At 46.3% G+C, this 17,070-nt stretch carries 14 protein-coding genes; 9 read left to right on the top strand and 5 right to left on the bottom strand.

Features of this window, described 5'->3' with window-relative positions; translation table 11 throughout:
• Positions 1-4: 4 nt before the first annotated feature.
• The 7 genes from JOC27_RS05130 to JOC27_RS05100 all read left to right on the top strand — a co-directional run bounded on the left by JOC27_RS05130 (position 5) and on the right by JOC27_RS05100 (position 9,661).
• A complete protein-coding gene (locus JOC27_RS05130) occupies positions 5-1,093 on the top strand; it encodes a carbamoyl phosphate synthase small subunit (RefSeq protein ID WP_205005944.1) in 1,089 nt (362 codons plus the stop codon).
• Positions 1,077-4,295, top strand: a complete 3,219-nt coding sequence (gene carB, locus JOC27_RS05125) for a carbamoyl-phosphate synthase (glutamine-hydrolyzing) large subunit (RefSeq protein WP_205005943.1) — start codon at positions 1,077-1,079, stop codon at positions 4,293-4,295. Before JOC27_RS05130 ends, carB begins: the two co-directional genes overlap by 17 nt.
• Before the next feature lie 3 nt (positions 4,296-4,298).
• Positions 4,299-5,258, top strand: a complete 960-nt coding sequence (argF, locus tag JOC27_RS05120) for an ornithine carbamoyltransferase (RefSeq protein ID WP_205005942.1) — start codon at positions 4,299-4,301, stop codon at positions 5,256-5,258.
• Between the two features lie 32 nt (positions 5,259-5,290).
• Entirely contained in the window at positions 5,291-6,547 is a 1,257-nt protein-coding gene (locus JOC27_RS05115; RefSeq protein ID WP_205005941.1) for an argininosuccinate synthase, read from the top strand.
• Positions 6,507-7,889, top strand: coding sequence for an argininosuccinate lyase (argH, locus tag JOC27_RS05110; RefSeq protein WP_205006035.1), 1,383 nt, complete (start codon positions 6,507-6,509; stop codon positions 7,887-7,889). Before JOC27_RS05115 ends, argH begins: the two co-directional genes overlap by 41 nt.
• 235 nt (positions 7,890-8,124) lie before the next feature.
• Positions 8,125-9,336: a multidrug effflux MFS transporter gene (locus JOC27_RS05105; RefSeq protein WP_239529851.1), complete on the top strand. Its 1,212-nt coding sequence runs from the start codon at positions 8,125-8,127 to the stop codon at positions 9,334-9,336.
• Entirely contained in the window at positions 9,329-9,661 is a 333-nt protein-coding gene (locus JOC27_RS05100; protein WP_205005939.1) for a hypothetical protein, read from the top strand. Before JOC27_RS05105 ends, JOC27_RS05100 begins: the two co-directional genes overlap by 8 nt.
• A gap of 171 nt (positions 9,662-9,832) precedes the next feature.
• On the opposite strand, the gene JOC27_RS05095 is transcribed toward JOC27_RS05100, so the two are convergent.
• The 5 genes from JOC27_RS05095 to JOC27_RS05075 form a co-directional block, all read right to left on the bottom strand.
• Positions 9,833-10,357 (bottom strand): YceI family protein, encoded by a 525-nt coding sequence (locus JOC27_RS05095; RefSeq protein ID WP_205005938.1) that lies wholly within the window; start codon positions 10,355-10,357, stop codon positions 9,833-9,835.
• A 55-nt stretch (positions 10,358-10,412) separates the two neighbouring features.
• Positions 10,413-11,048 carry an NAD(P)-dependent oxidoreductase gene (locus JOC27_RS05090; protein WP_205005937.1) on the bottom strand — a complete coding sequence of 212 codons (636 nt, stop codon included), beginning with the start codon at positions 11,046-11,048 and terminating at the stop codon, positions 10,413-10,415.
• A 60-nt stretch (positions 11,049-11,108) separates the two neighbouring features.
• Positions 11,109-11,525: an Rrf2 family transcriptional regulator gene (locus JOC27_RS05085; RefSeq protein WP_205005936.1), complete on the bottom strand. Its 417-nt coding sequence runs from the start codon at positions 11,523-11,525 to the stop codon at positions 11,109-11,111.
• Between the two features lie 202 nt (positions 11,526-11,727).
• Positions 11,728-12,402, bottom strand: coding sequence for a ribose-5-phosphate isomerase RpiA (rpiA, locus tag JOC27_RS05080; RefSeq protein WP_205005935.1), 675 nt, complete (start codon positions 12,400-12,402; stop codon positions 11,728-11,730).
• 307 nt (positions 12,403-12,709) lie between these two features.
• Positions 12,710-13,465 (bottom strand): glycerophosphodiester phosphodiesterase, encoded by a 756-nt coding sequence (locus JOC27_RS05075; protein ID WP_205005934.1) that lies wholly within the window; start codon positions 13,463-13,465, stop codon positions 12,710-12,712.
• Positions 13,466-13,789: 324 nt separating this feature from the next.
• Between JOC27_RS05075 and JOC27_RS05070 the strand changes: the two genes are divergently transcribed.
• Both JOC27_RS05070 and JOC27_RS05065 read left to right on the top strand, forming a co-directional pair.
• Positions 13,790-14,743, top strand: a complete 954-nt coding sequence (locus JOC27_RS05070; protein ID WP_205005933.1) for an EamA family transporter — start codon at positions 13,790-13,792, stop codon at positions 14,741-14,743.
• A gap of 313 nt (positions 14,744-15,056) precedes the next feature.
• Positions 15,057-16,889 carry an APC family permease gene (locus JOC27_RS05065; RefSeq protein ID WP_205005932.1) on the top strand — a complete coding sequence of 611 codons (1,833 nt, stop codon included), beginning with the start codon at positions 15,057-15,059 and terminating at the stop codon, positions 16,887-16,889.
• Positions 16,890-17,070 lie beyond the last annotated feature (181 nt).

The following is a 17,070-nucleotide window of genomic DNA, read 5'->3' as shown; positions in this document are numbered from 1 at the left end:
TCTTGTGAAGAAAGGCTATCTGGTCTTGGAAAGCGGAGACAGCTTTCCCGGCTATTTTGTCGGCACACAGGCACCTGTAACTGGTGAAGTTGTTTTTAATACAAGCATGACCGGGTATCAGGAAATCATGACGGATCCCTCTTATGCCGGACAAATTATGGTTTTCTGTTATCCACTGATCGGCAACTACGGGATTAACGCAGAAGATAGCGAACATGAGAAAATTGAGATGCAGGCTGCAGTTTTTAGTAATCTCTGCGATTTGCCGAGCCATTTTCAATCCTTAGCGAACGTTGACAAATGGTTGGCTGAATCCGGCGTTACAGGACTCGCCGGCGTGGATACACGGGGCATTGTCCAACTAATTCGTAAGGGTGGCACAATGAAGGCCGTGATCAGCGACTCACCGGATCCAGACGCTATCGATTGGCAAGACTCGGTTGCCAAAGGAATGGTTTCCCGCGTCTCAACGAAAACGATGAAAGTCTACGAAGGAACAGGCGCTCACATTGTCCTCATTGATTACGGCTACAAGAAATCAATGCTGACCGCTTTGCTTAATCAAGGATGCAAGGTCACTGTCGTTCCTTATAATACGTCGTATGATACCATTCGAGCGCTTAAACCGGATGGGGTGATGCTGAGCAATGGCCCAGGCGATCCAATGGAACTGCAGACACAGTTCGATGAAATTAAGAAAATTACTTCCGCTTATCCGACGCTTGGTATCTGTCTCGGCCATCAATTGATTGCACTCAGCTATGGCGCGAAAACAAGTAAACTGCTTTTCGGTCATCGCGGGGCCAATCATCCGGTCAAAGAATTAGGTACAGGAAAAGTTTGGATCACCTCACAGAATCACAGCTATGTCGTGGAACAGGCGAGCATTGCTTCCGATGTGTTTCAAGTGACTTATAAAAATGTGAACGATGGTTCAATTGAAGGATTGAAGCATTGCAAACTGCCAATCGAAACGGTGCAATTCCATCCGGAAGCTCATCCGGGACCGGACGACACACATCCGGTTTTCAACCGTTTTATACGTTCAATTCATCAAAGTAAGGGTGAAGCTACGCATGCCATTACGTACTGATATTAAAAAGGTGCTTGTTATCGGATCAGGCCCGATCGTGATTGGTCAGGCGGCGGAATTTGATTATGCCGGTACTCAGGCCTGTCTCGCTTTAAAAGAAGAAGGTATTGAGGTCGTTCTCATTAATAATAATCCGGCAACAATCATGACCGATGAAAAAATCGCTGATAAGACCTATATTGAACCACTGAACACAGCATCGATTGAAAAAATTATTGTCAAGGAACGCCCGGATGGAGTCATTGGCACCTTAGGTGGCCAGACAGGGTTGAATTTGGCAATCGACTTGTATAATCAAGGCATTCTGGAAAAATATAATGTTGAGCTGCTTGGCACATCGGTCGATTCAATCCAGCATGGCGAAGACCGTGAGCTTTTCAAAGATCTGATGCTTGCTATTGATGAGCCGATTCCGGAATCGCAAATCATCCGCTCTTATGATGACGGGCTCCGTTTTGTCCAATCCATCGGTTATCCGGTGATCATTCGTCCAGCATATACGCTTGGCGGTTCTGGTGGCGGTTTTGCTTATAATGAAGCAGAGCTAAATCTTGTGCTCCACAGAGGCCTGAAATTAAGCCCGATTCATGAAGTACTGATTGAGAAAAGCATTAAAGGCTGGAAAGAAATTGAATATGAAGTGATGCGCGATGCAAATGATACTTGTATCATTGTCTGCAATATGGAAAATGTCGATCCGGTTGGTGTCCATACCGGTGATAGTATCGTTGTCGCGCCGTCACAGACCTTGTCTGATGTCCAGTATCAAATGTTGCGTAACGCATCGTTGAAAATCATCCGCGCACTGAAAATTGTCGGCGGCTGCAATATTCAGTTTGCGCTTAATCCAACGTCGAATGCGTATGCGATTATTGAAGTCAATCCGCGGGTCAGCCGGTCATCGGCGCTTGCATCAAAAGCAACCGGCTATCCGATTGCCCGGGTTGCCGCAAAATGCGCGATTGGTTACCATTTGGATGAAATTCTGAATCCGATAACCGGAACGACCTATGCGTCTTTTGAACCGGCGCTCGATTACATTGTTGTTAAGATTCCACGTTTTCCTTTCGATAAATTCACCGAAGCAGATCACAGTCTCGGCACACAGATGAAAGCGACGGGCGAGGTAATGGCGATTGATCGGACATTCGAAGGAGCGCTTAATAAAGGGATTCGTTCAATGGAAATGGGTTTTACCGGTCTTGAGAATCCAGCGTTCACGGCGCTAAGCGATCAGGTACTCAAACAACAATCAGAACAGGCAACAGACTTACGCCTTTTTGCAATCGCTGAATTGATGCGGCGTGGTCAAAGCGTTTCGTCGATTCACCAACTGACACAGATTGATAATTGGTTTTTGAATGGGATCAAAGCGCTGATCGATTTGGAAGAAGCGATCCGAACAGAAGGCTTGTCCGATCGGCTTCTTTTATCAGCAAAACAGAGAAATATCGGCGATCGCCGTCTGGCCGAGCTTGGTGGTCTTGGGGAGGATGTCGTTCGATCACGTCGGAAAGCCCTCGGACTTCTGCCGGTTTATCATCTTGTCGATACTTGTGCTGGGGAATTTGAAGCCCGTACACCGTATTATTATTCGACATGGAGCGGCTGCGATGAAGTCAAAGAAAGCAGCAAACCAAAAATTCTGATTGTCGGTTCCGGCCCGATTCGTATTGGTCAGGGCATTGAATTCGATTATTGTTCTGTTCAGGCAACATTTGCCGTGAAGAAGAACGGTTTCGAAGCGATTGTCGTCAATAATAATCCCGAGACCGTCAGCACCGACTATTCTGTTGCCGACCGCCTCTATTTTGAACCGCTGACTGCGGAAGATATTTTAAATGTCGCGGAAAGAGAAGGGGTATCCGGCGCACTTGTTCAGTTTGGCGGTCAGACAGCTGTTAATGTCGCTGAAGCGCTTGAAGCAACGGGTATTCCGATACTTGGCACTTCAACGGAAGCGATACGAACGCTTGAGGACCGCGAAGCATTTTACGATTTGCTGACCGAACTTAACATGCCACATATTCAGGGCTTGAGTGTCGCTAAAATGGAAGATTTGCCGGCAGCCGGATCTAAATTAGGCTATCCGATTCTCGTTCGTCCGTCGTTTGTCATCGGCGGTCAGTCGATGTTTTTATTCCACAAGCCGCAGCAGCTCGAAGCGTATGTAACAAGCGATCATCATTTGGAAGCCAAGTCGTTCCCGCTCCTAGTTGATCGTTATGTTGCCGGAAAGGAATGTGAGGTTGATGCGATCAGTGATGGCGAAACGATTTGCATCCCAGGCATTTTCGAACATATTGAGCGCGCAGGCGTTCACTCGGGTGACAGTATTGCCGTATTCCCTTCATTCACGCTTGCAGAAACGGTGCGAAAAGAAATTGCAGAGGATACGATCAAAATTTGTCGCCGATTAAAGGTTAAAGGGTTGATCAATATCCAATTCGTCGTCAGCGGATCGACTGTTTATGTTCTTGAAGTGAATCCGCGCGCGTCGCGAACCGTTCCGATTATCAGCAAGATTACGCGTATTCCGATGGTTGAAAAAGCCGTTGGTATCCAGCTTGGTAAGGATGAGGCACTTGAACATGGTTATGCAGAAGCACCCCATTTCTATTCGGTCAAAGCGCCGGTGTTCTCCTTTACAAAATTAAAGGACGTTGACCCGGTGCTTGGTCCAGAAATGAAATCAACGGGTGAAGTGCTCGGCATCGCGGATTCTGTCGATGACGCCTTGGCCAAAGCCTGCTTCTTCAAACAGACGAATCCATTTACTGGAAACCCAAATAAGAAAAAGGTACTCTGCTCAGTAGCTGGAAGACAGCGTCAGGAGAGCTTGCCCCTCGCCAGAATGCTCGACGTGCTCGGTTTCGAACTTTTGGCGACGCCGCAGACCGCTACTTTTTATCAGTCAGAGGGTCTGCCTACTCAGTCCGTGCCAGAAAGCGATGCGCAGCAATTATTGGCTAGCGACGATGTAGCTGCTGTGCTGAATATACCGACAGCAGGAAGAGATCGCTCATCCTTCGGTTTCCAATTACGTCTGCTCGCCTTGCGCTATCAAGTGCCACTCTATACGTGCCTGGATACGCTGCAGGCTGTATTAAATGCACGCGAGACGGATGTAGTTACAGCGAAAGTGCAAACTTTGGAAGAATACGTGAAGATGACCCACACATTGGAAGAAGAGAAGGGATAAAACATGAGTCAGTCAAACGCAGCAGTCAATCTCAAAGGCCGGGATTTCCTGACCATCGCTGAATGTTCGGAGGAGGAAATTCAACTGCTTCTCGATACAGCAGCTGATTTGAAGAAAAAACAGAAAGCAGGCATCGTTCATCATGATCTTGCCGGTCAGACGCTCGCCATGATTTTTGAAAAGTCTTCGACGCGGACCCGTGTAGCCTTCGAAGTCGGTATGTATCAACTCGGCGGTTCCGCGCTTTATCTGAGCAGTCGTGACATGCAGCTTGGCCGCGGGGAAACGATAGCCGATACGGCTCAGGTGCTTTCACGATTTGTTGATGGGATCATGATTCGCACATTTGGTCATGATAAAGTCGAGGAGTTGGCGGCCAATGCCACCGTTCCGGTCATTAACGGCCTGACTGACGCGCATCATCCGACACAGGTGATCGCCGACTTGCTGACAATTCAGGAACATAAAGGAAACCTGCGTGGCCTCAAGGCCTGCTTTATCGGTGATGGCTACAATAATATGGCGCATTCCCTACTTGAAGGGGCTGCGGCTACCGGGATGGATTTGATCGTCTCCAGCCCGAACGGCTATGAACCAGATGGTGAAATTCTCGAAGCGGCAGTTAAGCGTGCAGCGAGAAACGGTTGTACGGTCGGCTTCACATCTTCACCGGAGGAAGCGGTAGAAGGCTGCGATATCGTGATTACCGACACATGGATGAGCATGGGCGAAGAAGGCGAAGCTGAAAAACGGCTTGCCGCCTTCAAGGACTATCAGGTCAATGAACAGTTGGTGAAACTTGCGAAACCGGATTACTTGTTCATGCATTGTTTGCCAGCGCATCGCGGCGAGGAAGTCGCTTCTGAAATCATCGATGGATCTCACTCGATTGTTTTTGATGAAGCGGAGAACCGGCTGCATGCCCATAAAGCAATCTTAAAATGTTTACTGGAGAAAGACTGATAGATAAATTCAATTCAGGGAGGATCACTCAAATGGCTAAAGAAAAAATCGTACTCGCGTATTCCGGTGGTCTGGACACATCGGTTTGCATTAAATGGCTTCAGGACAAGTATAATTACGACGTGATTGCGCTGAGCATCAACGTTGGTGAAGGGAAGGACCTTGATAAGGTCAAACAAAAAGCGTTAGACGTTGGCGCGATTAAATCGTATATTGTTAATGCTGAGGACCTGCTTGCAGAAGGCTATCTTGCGTCAGCATTGAAGGCTAACGTTTTGTATGAAGGCGTCTATCCGATTTCTTCCGGTTTGTCGCGCCCGTTGATTGCCAAACTTCTCGTCGACGTGGCGCACAAGGAAGGCGCGGTTGCTGTCGCACACGGCTGTACTGGCAAAGGAAACGATCAGGTGCGTTTTGAAGTGTCGATTCAGGCACTTGATCCTTCTTTAGAAGTCGTTGCTCCTGTTCGTGAATGGGGCATGACACGCGATGAAGAAATTAAATATGCAGAAGAGAACGGTATTCCGATTCCAGTTGATTTGGATAATCCATTCTCAATCGACGCGAATATTTGGGGACGGGCCTGTGAAGCGGGTGTGCTTGAAAATCCGTGGAATGAAGCACCGGAAGCTGCTTTTGAATGGACCAATCCGATTGAAAAAACACCGGACACACCCGAATATATCGAAATCGGGTTCAAAAAAGGTGTTCCTGTATCTTTGAACGGTAAAGAGATGCCATTTGTTTCAATCATTAAAGAATTGAATACAATTGGCGGATTGCATGGCGTCGGACGTATCGATCACGTTGAAAACCGTCTAGTCGGTATCAAGTCACGTGAAGTGTATGAAAATCCAGCAGCATTGATTCTGATTAAGGCGCATCAAGCACTTGAAACAATTACCCTGACAAAAGAAGTTTCTAAGTTCAAACCACTGATTGATAAAGAAATTGCTCAGGTTATTTATGATGGACTTTGGTATTCCCCGCTCCGTGAAGCCTTGACCGCTTTTGTTGATCAAACGCAGCAGGTCGTGACTGGCAAGGTTCGCATCAAGTTGTTTAAAGGTACAGACTTTGTTGTCGGACGTGCGGCAGACAAGAGCCTTTATAATGAAAAATTAGCCACATATTCGAAAGGCGATGCATTCGATCACAATGCCGCTGTCGGCTTCATCAAATTGTGGGGACTGCCGACAAAGGTCAATGCAGAAGTGCATAAGGATGACAGCGAAACGGGGGACAACCATGGCGAAACTATGGGGCGGCCGGTTTACGAAATCAACTAATAAGCTGGTTGATGCCTATACCGCTTCAATCACATTCGATAAGGAACTGGCACAGGAAGATATCGAAGGTAGTCTCGCTCATGTGCAGATGCTTGGCGAATGCGGTATTGTGACGCCTGAAGAAGCGCAGCAAATTAAAGGCGGTCTTGAAGCGATTCTGGAACGGGTAAAAAAAGGTGAGGTCACTTTCGCCGTTGATCAGGAAGATATTCACATGAATATCGAGAGCTTGCTGATCCAAGAAATCGGTCCTGTCGGTGGCAAGCTACACACCGGGCGGAGCCGTAATGATCAGGTGGCAACCGATATGCATCTGTATCTTCGCCGCAAAACAAACGGACTGATCGATTTGCTTGAAGATGTGCAGTATGCACTTCTACAGCAAGCAAAAGCGAATGTTGACACGATTTTGCCCGGCTACACACATTTACAGCGTGCACAGCCGGTTTCCTTCGCCCATCATTTGCTCGCTTATTTCTGGATGTTTGAGCGTGATAAGGGACGATTGCGTGACAGCTTTAAGCGGACGAATCTTCTGCCGCTCGGTGCCGGGGCACTCGCGGGGACGACATTCCCGATTAATCGGCGCCGGGTTGCTGAATTACTTGACTTCGACGATATTTATCCGAACAGCATGGATGCGGTCAGCGATCGTGATTTCGTCGTTGAAGCACTTGCCGCTTGTTCACTGATTATGGTGCACCTCTCCCGCTTATCCGAGGAAATGGTCTTGTGGAGCAGCCAGGAGTTTCAATTCATTGAATTGGATGACGCATTCTGCACGGGATCAAGCATTATGCCGCAGAAAAAGAACCCGGATGTCTCCGAACTTTTACGCGGCAAAACCGGTCGGGTATTCGGTCATCTCATCGGCCTACTTACGGTATTGAAAGGACTTCCGCTTGCCTACAATAAGGATATGCAGGAAGATAAAGAAGGTATTTTCGATACAGTCAAGACGCTTGAAGGCGCTTTACAGCTGCTTGCACCGATTTTGGAGACGATGACCGTCAAAAAAGATCGGATGCGCCATGCGGTTGAAAAAGATTATTCCAATGCCACAGATATTGCTGATTATCTGGCACGCAAAGGCATGCCTTTCCGTGAGGCACATGCTGTGACTGGACAGATGGTGCTCTACGCCATTGAAAAACATCAATATCTGCTGGAATTATCGCTTGACGACTTCAAACGGTTCAGTGATTTGTTTGAACAGGATATTTTTGACGCACTGCAACCGGAACAAGTCATGCGAGCGCGTGAAAGTGAAGGCGGAACGGCACCGCATCAGATTGAAAAACAGCTGAAGCTCGCCGAATTGAAGCTGGAACAGGCCGATTGATCAGCCTTTCCAGAATGCATGATTCATTTGTTGACCCCCTATTTTATATAAAGCTTTTTTGCAAACCGGGCATGATTTCATATGTCCGGTTTTTTTTTCTGTTATTATAAATAGTTGAAGCAAGTGTTTTATTTACACTTGAATGTATAAAAACTTTGCACGTAAATGGAGCCAGCGGAAAATTGTGAGCGCAACTATTCAAAAACAAGAAAAATCAACGGAATTAAATGATCTACTGATAACAAGGAATAAGAAAAATATTTTATTTACTATTATATTGGGCGCGCTTAGTGCATTCGGTCCACTTTCGATGGATATGTACCTACCCTCACTTCCGGAGCTAACCCGAAATCTGCAGACTACAACATCGTTCGCTCAGCTCAGTATCACAGCCTGTCTGATAGGCCTTGCTCTTGGCCAGATCGTACTGGGACCATATAGTGACGCGCACGGACGCCGCGTGCCGCTGCTTGCCGGCTTGATTCTTTTTACAGCGGCTTCTTTGCTTTGTGCCTTTGCGACATCGATTGCCTGGTTGATTCCGTTGCGCTTCATTCAGGGGCTGGCTGGTGCGGCAGGACTTGTTCTATCGCGTGCGATTGCCAGAGATCTGTATTCTGGTCCTGCGCTCACCAAGTTTTTCTCGATGCTAATGGCGATCAACGGTATCTTCCCGATTCTGGCACCGATTTTTGGCGGCCTTATTTTACGATTTACGAATTGGCGCGGCGTTTTTATCGTTTTGATGATCATTGGCGCCTGTCTTTTCCTTGGTGCGCTGCTTTTCGTTCGCGAGACATTGCCGAGAAACCGGCGAATTGCCAGTGGTCTCACCTCGTCTTTATCGGCGATAGGCACGATCCTTCGCGATAAAGTATTCATCAGCTATGCGTTTGTTCAGGGACTCATTATGGGGGCAATGTTCTGCTATATCTCCGGCTCATCCTTTGTTCTGCAAGATATTTTTCATATCTCGCCACAGCTATTCAGTGTTTTCTTTGCGATAAACGGAACGGGTATTGTGCTGATGTCGCAGCTTGCCGGTTTTCTGGCCGGGAAAATAGATGGGGAAAAGATTTTGGGTGTCGGCGTGACGATCGCCTTCATCGGTAGTATAGGCTTATTCTCCAGCCTGTTTCTTCACTCGGCCATATTGCTGGCGGTGCTCTTGCCGCTCTTCCTGATCGTCTCAATGGTTGGATTGGTGAATACGACGGCATTTTCAATGGCGATGCAGAGTCAAGGCCGTGTAGCGGGGAGCGCTTCAGCGATTCTTGGCATGGGCATGAATTTAATTGGTGCTGTCTTGTCGCCATTTGTCGGTGTTTTAGGTAGTGGCACGTATCTGCCGATGGCTGTTTTGATTCTACTTTGCGACACCGGTGCTTTTTTCATTTTTATACTTGCCATACAACCGAAGAAGAAAGAGGGACCCGAACGTGGTTAAATTTTTTCTTGATCTCTACCAAATCAGGCCGAGTCAACTTTATTTGGACGCATCAAAAATTGAGCGAGTGAAAGCTTCATTCAATCCGCTCAATGTGCGCAATAATCCACCGCTTCCTGTTAAAAAATCAGGTGGTGAAGTCTATTTCACGGATGGGCATACACGAGCCTATCTCTATGATCAAGCGGGCATTTCACTGATTCCCGTGTACTGGGATGACGATTCGGTTGATGAAGCACTCTATGACAGCTATCTGAATTGGTGCCGCAAGGAGCAGGTTATTTTCATTAATGATCTCGCGGAACGAATTGTGTCGCATCAATAATTTGAGGAATTGTGGCTGAAACGTTGTTTTGCGGAAGAAGAGCGATTGAATAAGCAGTAAAAAAAGCAGCAGCAGTGAAGCGGTTCAAAACGATTCCTGAACTTTCAATGTTTGAATACAAAAAGAGCAAGACCCATCGCATTCATGGGTCTTGCTCTTTTCGTATCAGGATTATTTAGTAGCAGTAATTTCAGCGTCAACGTTGATTTTAATTTTATTGCCGACAACAAGGCTGCCGTTTGCGAGTGCCTGGCTCCAAGCTAAGCCGAAATCACGGCGGTCAATTGACAGTGAAAGGGAAGCACCGCTTCTTTTCAGGCCGTATGGATCGTCGATCGGTGCAGCGACTTCTGCATCGAAAGCAACTGGACGTGTCGTCCCTTTAATCGTCAGATCGCCTTTGATGCTGTATTCTTCATCGTCTTTCGGCGTTACTGAAGTTGATTTGAAGGTGATTGTCGGGAATTTTTCAGCGTCGAAGAAATCAGCGCTTTTCAGATGGGCGTCACGGTCGCCGTTTCGTGTATCAATGCTTGCAACTTCAATCACTGCTGTAACTTCAGTCAGCTTGCCTTCAGCATCGGTAACTGCGGTGCCAGTTGTTGTTTCAAAGTTTCCCCGTACGTTGGAAAGTCCCATGTGTTTTACCGAAAAAGAAGTTTCTGAGTGTGCCGTATCAATTGTCCAATTTGTCATGATTCAATCTCTCCCTTAATTCTTATTTTTTTATTTAATCGCTATCTTCGAGCTCTTAATCGAGTTCGGAGACAACGGTAAAGCGCTGATTAATGTGTTTTGGCTGCTCGATTTCATCGAGCAATGCTGCAGCGTAATCTTCATAACTAACGTAACTCTGCCCCTGCGAATTGACAAGTAAAATGTCGCTGCCGGTATGATAATGTCCCGTGCGCCTGCCAACTGCGAAGTTAGCGGAAGGACTGACAAACGTCCAGTTTAACTCGCGTGTTTGTTCCAAATCCGCCAGATTTTTTGCTTGATTCAATGCGGTTGGATAGATAAAGTCAGGAAACCCCTTGGAATCCATCACTTGCTGCTTTTTTGTCTCATCGGTATACAAGCTGCCGGCACCGCCGACAACAAGCAAACGTTTCTCAGGCATCCCTGATAAGAGATCAATCAGAAAGCGGCCGGCTTCCACATGCAGTTGTTCGTTTCCGCGCGGAGCGGAAATCGCATTCACAACCACATCAAATCCTGTGATATCTTCTTTTTGTAGATCAAAGAGATCTTTCTGGATGAAGGGTATTTCCTTCTGAAGCTTTTCGGGATGTCGAATGACAGCCGTGACCTGATGGCCACGCGTCGAAGCTTCAGTCAAGATGGATGTTCCAGCTTTGCCGGCGCCACCGATTACTACGATGTTCATTAAATGGCCTCCATTCGCTAATGTAACTAAAATTGTTACAGGATGGTTGCGGATAATTAATCATCTCTCTGGAAAGAGACGATCTAATGTATCCTGAATTGTTTGCGCCGAAAGCTTCGCCTCCAAGGCGGCCTGAGCACTGCTGAACGCTTCTTCCAAAACGGCAAGTATCCCTTTGCCAACTGGGCATTGCGGATTAGGATTCTCATGGACAGCAAACAGCGAGTTATCTGGCTCGACCGCCTGAAAAACGTCGAGAAAAGTTATTGCTGAAGCAGGTCGAGTCAATGCAGCGCCAGCTTTTCCAGCAACCGTGCGAATCAGCCCGGCTTTTCGCATCATGCCCAAAATGCGGCGAATCACGACAGGATTCGTATTGACACTGCTCGCAATATACTCGGAGGCAAGATCATCGTGCGGTTTTGAAGCGATAAGAACCAGGATATGAACGGCAACAGCAACCCGAGAATTTATCACTAACCTCATCTCCTGTAACCATTATAATTACAACGTAATGTACTGTCAATAATTTGCCACAATAAATTTAAAAGATAGGCTCTGTTAAAGTTTTTTGTTGCTATGCAATGTGTTCATTTGCTGCGGGCGTCTCACACATTGCTTTTTGTCATTAAAAGTAATATTTAAATTTAACAGAGCAAAAGATAAATAAATTTAGGCTTTAGTGTCTTTCGAGACGCTCAATATGCCCGTCTGGATAACCAATGATGACGGAATCGGTCATTCCGAGAAAGAGTCCATGCTCAACTAGGCCAGGCAGATGATCCAGTTCATTAGCAAGCGCCGAGGGATTTTCTATCGTGTTGAGATGAAGATCCAATATATAATGGCGTGCGTCCGTCAGAAATGGCGATCCGTCTTTTTGTGTGCGCAGAACAGGATGCAGACCTCTATTTTCCAGCTTTCGATTGATCTGTTTCCAACTAAACGGAATCACTTCAACGGGTAAGGGAAAGGCGCCAAGTTGTTTCACCGTCTTGCGCGCATCGACAATCCAAATTCTTTTTTTTGAGGCAACTGCAACGAGTTTTTCATAGAGTAGGGCCCCACCGCCGCCTTTAATCCCATCGAGATCGGGGGACACCTCGTCGGCGCCGTCAATGGTCAGATCGATCGATTGGACGCTATTCAATGGTTTCATTGGAATTCCCCATTTTCGCGCCAATTCAACAGTTTGCTGCGAAGTTGCCACACCAGTCAGCTTCAAACCCAGTTTAACTTTTTCAGCAAGTGCTTCGAGAAAGTAATAGACGGTGGTGCCTGTGCCGAGGCCAACAACCATACCATCTGAAATTTCTTGGACAGCCTGAATCCCGGCAGCTTGTTTTCCGTTCATGAATCAATCCCTCAAATCAAATTATTTTAATGTAGAAGTTTATTCTGCAGGCGGACAAGTTATCTTAAGAATGAAGGGTCTCGAGTCGTATCCGTAAGCGGTTCAGGTTCCGTAAAACAATTGCTCTTTTCATTTTTTCCTACAGGACGCTGTCTAAACCCCATATTTATTCTTTGTCGTCTGGCCGCAGTGTTTCCTTAATAATATAGCGCAGTTGACAGGGTTTGCCTATGGTTAGAGAAGCGTCTGATAACAACAGTAAAAAAACCATCCGCTGACGGGCGGATGGTTTTAACTTCGGTATCGTTTAAGTAAGATTTGTTTGCTGTTGATTTTCAAAACTGCGCCGAAGATCGAGGGCGACTTCTGGATAATCGGTAATCAATGCATCGATTCCCATATTAAATGCCAGGTGCATATTTTTCGGCTTATTTACTGTCCAAGCACGCACTTTAATATTGTGGGCGTGTAATTGTTCGGTGGTTTCCGAAAAAGCGGAAGCTTCCCAAAGATGCTGCGCTGTTGCACCGACTTGTTCGGTATAGCGCCAAGGATCAGCCAGACGTTCCCATAATAGCAACGCTGTATCCGCCTCTGGATTGATTTTTTTCAATCGGATCAGTGATTCATGGTTAAAGGAAGAATAGACAACCGGGAGATCACGCCGGTAATTTTGGACGAGTTGGAAGACGCGTGCTTCAATTCCTGGATAAATATTACGATCCGTCTTAAATTCAATATTAAGGATTCCCTTGTAATCAGCAAGTAGTTGAAGAACTTCAATAAGCGTTGGAATTTCTTCTCCTTTATACTTAGGAGAAAACCAAGAACCAGCATCGAGCTGTTTCAATTCTTCCAATGTAAAATTCTTAATCTGCCCTTTTCCGTTTGTTGTCCGATTCAATTTATCGTCATGAATAACGACAACTTTCTGATCTTTTGACAGATGCACATCAAGTTCAATGCCGTCGCTTCCGACGCGTTTGGCTTCTTCGAAAGCAGCAAGCGTATTTTCGGGACGATTCGATTTACTGCCGCGATGGGCGATAATTTCTGTTTTCAATAGTTATCCTCCTTCCAGCGGAAAAAGTAAGGGATGAACAGAACAAATTTCTTAAACACTATAGTTTATAAAATTAGAGGACTATAGTGACGGCAAAGGACGAGTCCTTCATGTCAGGTTCCTCATAAACTTACCACGTTGAATGGAGAAAACCAACAATTCGTTAGAAACTACATATTTTAAATGAAAACATCACATTTTTCACTTGGATAAAAAGATGGTGGACGAAGGGGCATCAGACTTAAGAAAATCTTATAGAATGTGTGTTGACGGCGGATAAATGCTCATTTACGATTGAATTAATTATGAAGAAAGGCGATTGCCATGGTGAATGACACAGAAACAGTGACACTGAAGAAAACACACACGCGTGAAACAGGTGTTGCATTGGTGCTCAGCGGCGCATGCCTTTGGGGAATTTCAGGCAATGTCGCACAACATCTTTTTAACACGCAATCCGTTGATCCGGGTTGGATAACCTCTGTTCGGATGCTTGTCTCCGGTGTCCTGCTGTTGCTTCTGACGTCATTGCGGGACTCAGGATCTGTTTGGAAAATATGGATGTCTCGTTCGTCGCGTCGTTCATTGCTTGTGTTCGGATTGATAGGTATGATTGGTGCGCAGTATACATATTTTGAGGCAGTAGCAGCAGGAAATGCGGCGACTGCAACACTGCTGCAGTACTTAAATCCTGTATTAATATTAATCTATTTTTCGGCTAAAAAACGGCGATGGCCAGCGGGCACTGAGCAGATTGGCATCGTTCTGGCATTGGTTGGTGTCTTCTTTATTGCGACCCAAGGGCGTCCCTCTCAATTATCGATTGCACCAGCAGCTATATTCTGGGGGCTATTATCGGCAATTGGCGGCGCAGTTTATTCGACGCAGCCGAGCCGTCTTCTTCAGCGCTGGGGTGCAGCGCCGGTGGTTGGATGGGGCATGTTGATTGGCGGCACAGTGATGTGCTTTTTCTATCCACCTTGGATTTATACAGGTCATATTTCCTTAAACACATTTGCGGCCATCCTGTTTGTCATCATAATCGGAACACTCGTCGCTTTTTATCTCTATGTCGCCAGCCTGAAGTACCTGAAGCCGATGGAGACTAGTCTGCTTGGCTGTGCGGAACCGCTGTCAGCTGCTGCTGTAAATGTGATTTGGATGCATGTCGCATTCACTTTTTTTGACTGGGTTGGATCAGCTTTGATTATCGGCACGGTCTTTATTTTGTCGCTAGCTCGAAAAGAGAATCAATCGAATCACGCGATTACAAGATAAACTGACAAAAACTTTATTGATTTTTAACTATTTGTGGAATAATAGAAGAAAGATGTTGTCGTTTACTGCAAATTTCCTGGGAAATTCTTCGATATTTCGCCGCATAGGTAGTGAAAATGTTCTTGCATCGGTAAAAAACTTAGCATAAAATCATTATGCAATAGGTGGAAATCAAAGGGCCCGTAGCGGGCAGACAGAAGGACGACGTTTAGGTAGAGGTCTAAGACTTTTGCTTGCGTCCTTTTATTTTGATAAAGAGGGGTTTTCTAATGGATAATTTAAAACGGTTAAATAAATTGAAGGTGAACGGTCTATGTGGCGTACGATAAAAAGACTCCTAATCGGGCGACCGCTGAAGTCCAATGAGGCGCATAGTCAGAAATTAAATAAATTAAAAGCACTGGCTGTTTTATCTTCCGATGCATTATCTTCGGTGGCATACGGACCAGAACAGATATTAATTGTGCTGATCACAGCGGGCAGTTTAGCACTTTGGTACAGCTTGCCGATCGCCTTTTTTGTACTTGTTCTTCTGGTGGCGTTGGTACTTTCCTATCGGCAGATTATCTTTGCTTATCCGCAAGGCGGCGGCGCCTATATGGTCGCCAAGGAAAATCTCGGTGTCAATTTCGGGTTGGTCGCTGGCGGTTCGCTCCTGGTCGATTATATATTGACCGTGGCCGTTAGTGTCTCAGCTGGGACTGACGCGATAACATCAGCGTTTCCAGCGCTTCATCAGCACGGTGTGCTTGTGGCAGTAGCGATTGTTATTGTGATAACAGTCTTGAATTTGCGTGGACTGACGGATTCGGCAACTTTGCTGGCCTATCCGGTCTATTTCTTCGTCTTGATGATTGTGATTGTTATTGGCGTAGGCATTTTTGAATCAGTTACCGGCCAAATCTCGCCGGTTCATACTCATGCTAGCCTCGGTACACCGGTTATGGGTGTCGGTCTGTTTTTGCTTCTACGCGCGTTTTCATCGGGATGTTCCGCATTGACTGGTGTTGAGGCGATTTCCAATGCAATCCCAAGTTTTAAAGATCCCGCACCGAAAAATGCAGCGAAGACGCTGTTAATGATGGGGGCAATTCTTGCCATCCTGTTCTCCGGCATTGTGTATTTGTCGTATTGGTTCGGTCTGCGTCCGCTCTCGGATCAGACGATACTCTCGCAGCTTGGTGGCACGTTGTTCGGACGTTCCATCCTCTATTATCTGATTCAGATCTCGACTGCCCTGATTTTGGTGCTAGCGGCAAACACGGGTTATTCTGCCTTTCCGCTACTTGCATTCAACTTGGCAAGAGATAAGTATATGCCGCGACCGTTTAAAGTGCGTGGCGACCGTCTTGGCTATTCAAACGGAATTATTACCTTAGGAAGCCTGTCTATTGTACTGATTATTATTTTTCATGGGGAAACCGAGCTGTTGATTCCGCTTTACGCAGTGGGTGTGTTTATCCCTTTTTCACTTTCGCAGACAGGAATGATTTTTCGATGGATTAAGCAGCGCCCGAAAGGCTGGGTTTCTAAGTTGATCACCAACTTTATCGGTGCGTTGATCTGCTACTTGATCTTGATCATCTTTTTTGTCACTAAGTTTACGCAGATTTGGCCCGTCCTTGTGTTCATCCCGATAGTTGTTCTTGGTTTTCATAAAATTCATGAACATTATCTGCTGGTTGCTGAACAGCTGCGTCTTGATCTGCACAAACCAATTAAGGCAATTCACTCAACCGATAATATCATCGTTGTTCCGATTGCCGGAATCACCAAAGTTGTTGAGCAGTCGCTAATTTACGCCAAATCGCTTTCTGGTAATGTGGTTGCCGTCTATGTTGGCGATAGTCCAGAAGCTATTGAGAAAATGGAACGGGAATGGAACGAATGGAATTCCGGCATTCGTCTTGTCACCCTCCATTCGCTTTATCGCAGTATTGTTAGTCCGCTTGATCGGTTTATTGATACCGTAAAATGGAAAGCCGATCAAAGAGGAGCAACCGTTACCGTCGTCTTTCCTCAATTTTATACAGCGAAATGGTGGCAGCGCCTGTTGCATAACCAGTCGGGGGTATTGATTAAAGCAAGTCTGACCCGCCATTCAGATGTGGTGATTGCAACAGTTCCATACCATTTTAAAAAATAGTTCAAAAGAGGGCGTCTCGATTTGATTTGAGATGCCCTCTTTATTTGTGTTGAAAAAATAAGAAAGTATACGGTTTTTGACTAGAAATGGAGCGGAGGCGCGAGACGCCTGCGGGAACAGCGAGCCAAGTGAGACCCCGCAGATCCCAGTTTGTTTGAGGAGACGCGCGGCGCCCGCGGCA

The organism is Sporolactobacillus spathodeae, from assembly GCF_016908935.1.
GTDB lineage: Bacteria > Bacillota > Bacilli > Bacillales > Sporolactobacillaceae > Sporolactobacillus > Sporolactobacillus spathodeae.
The sequence above is the reverse complement of the archived record's forward strand: the minus strand, read 5'-3'. Positions and strand labels throughout refer to the sequence as shown.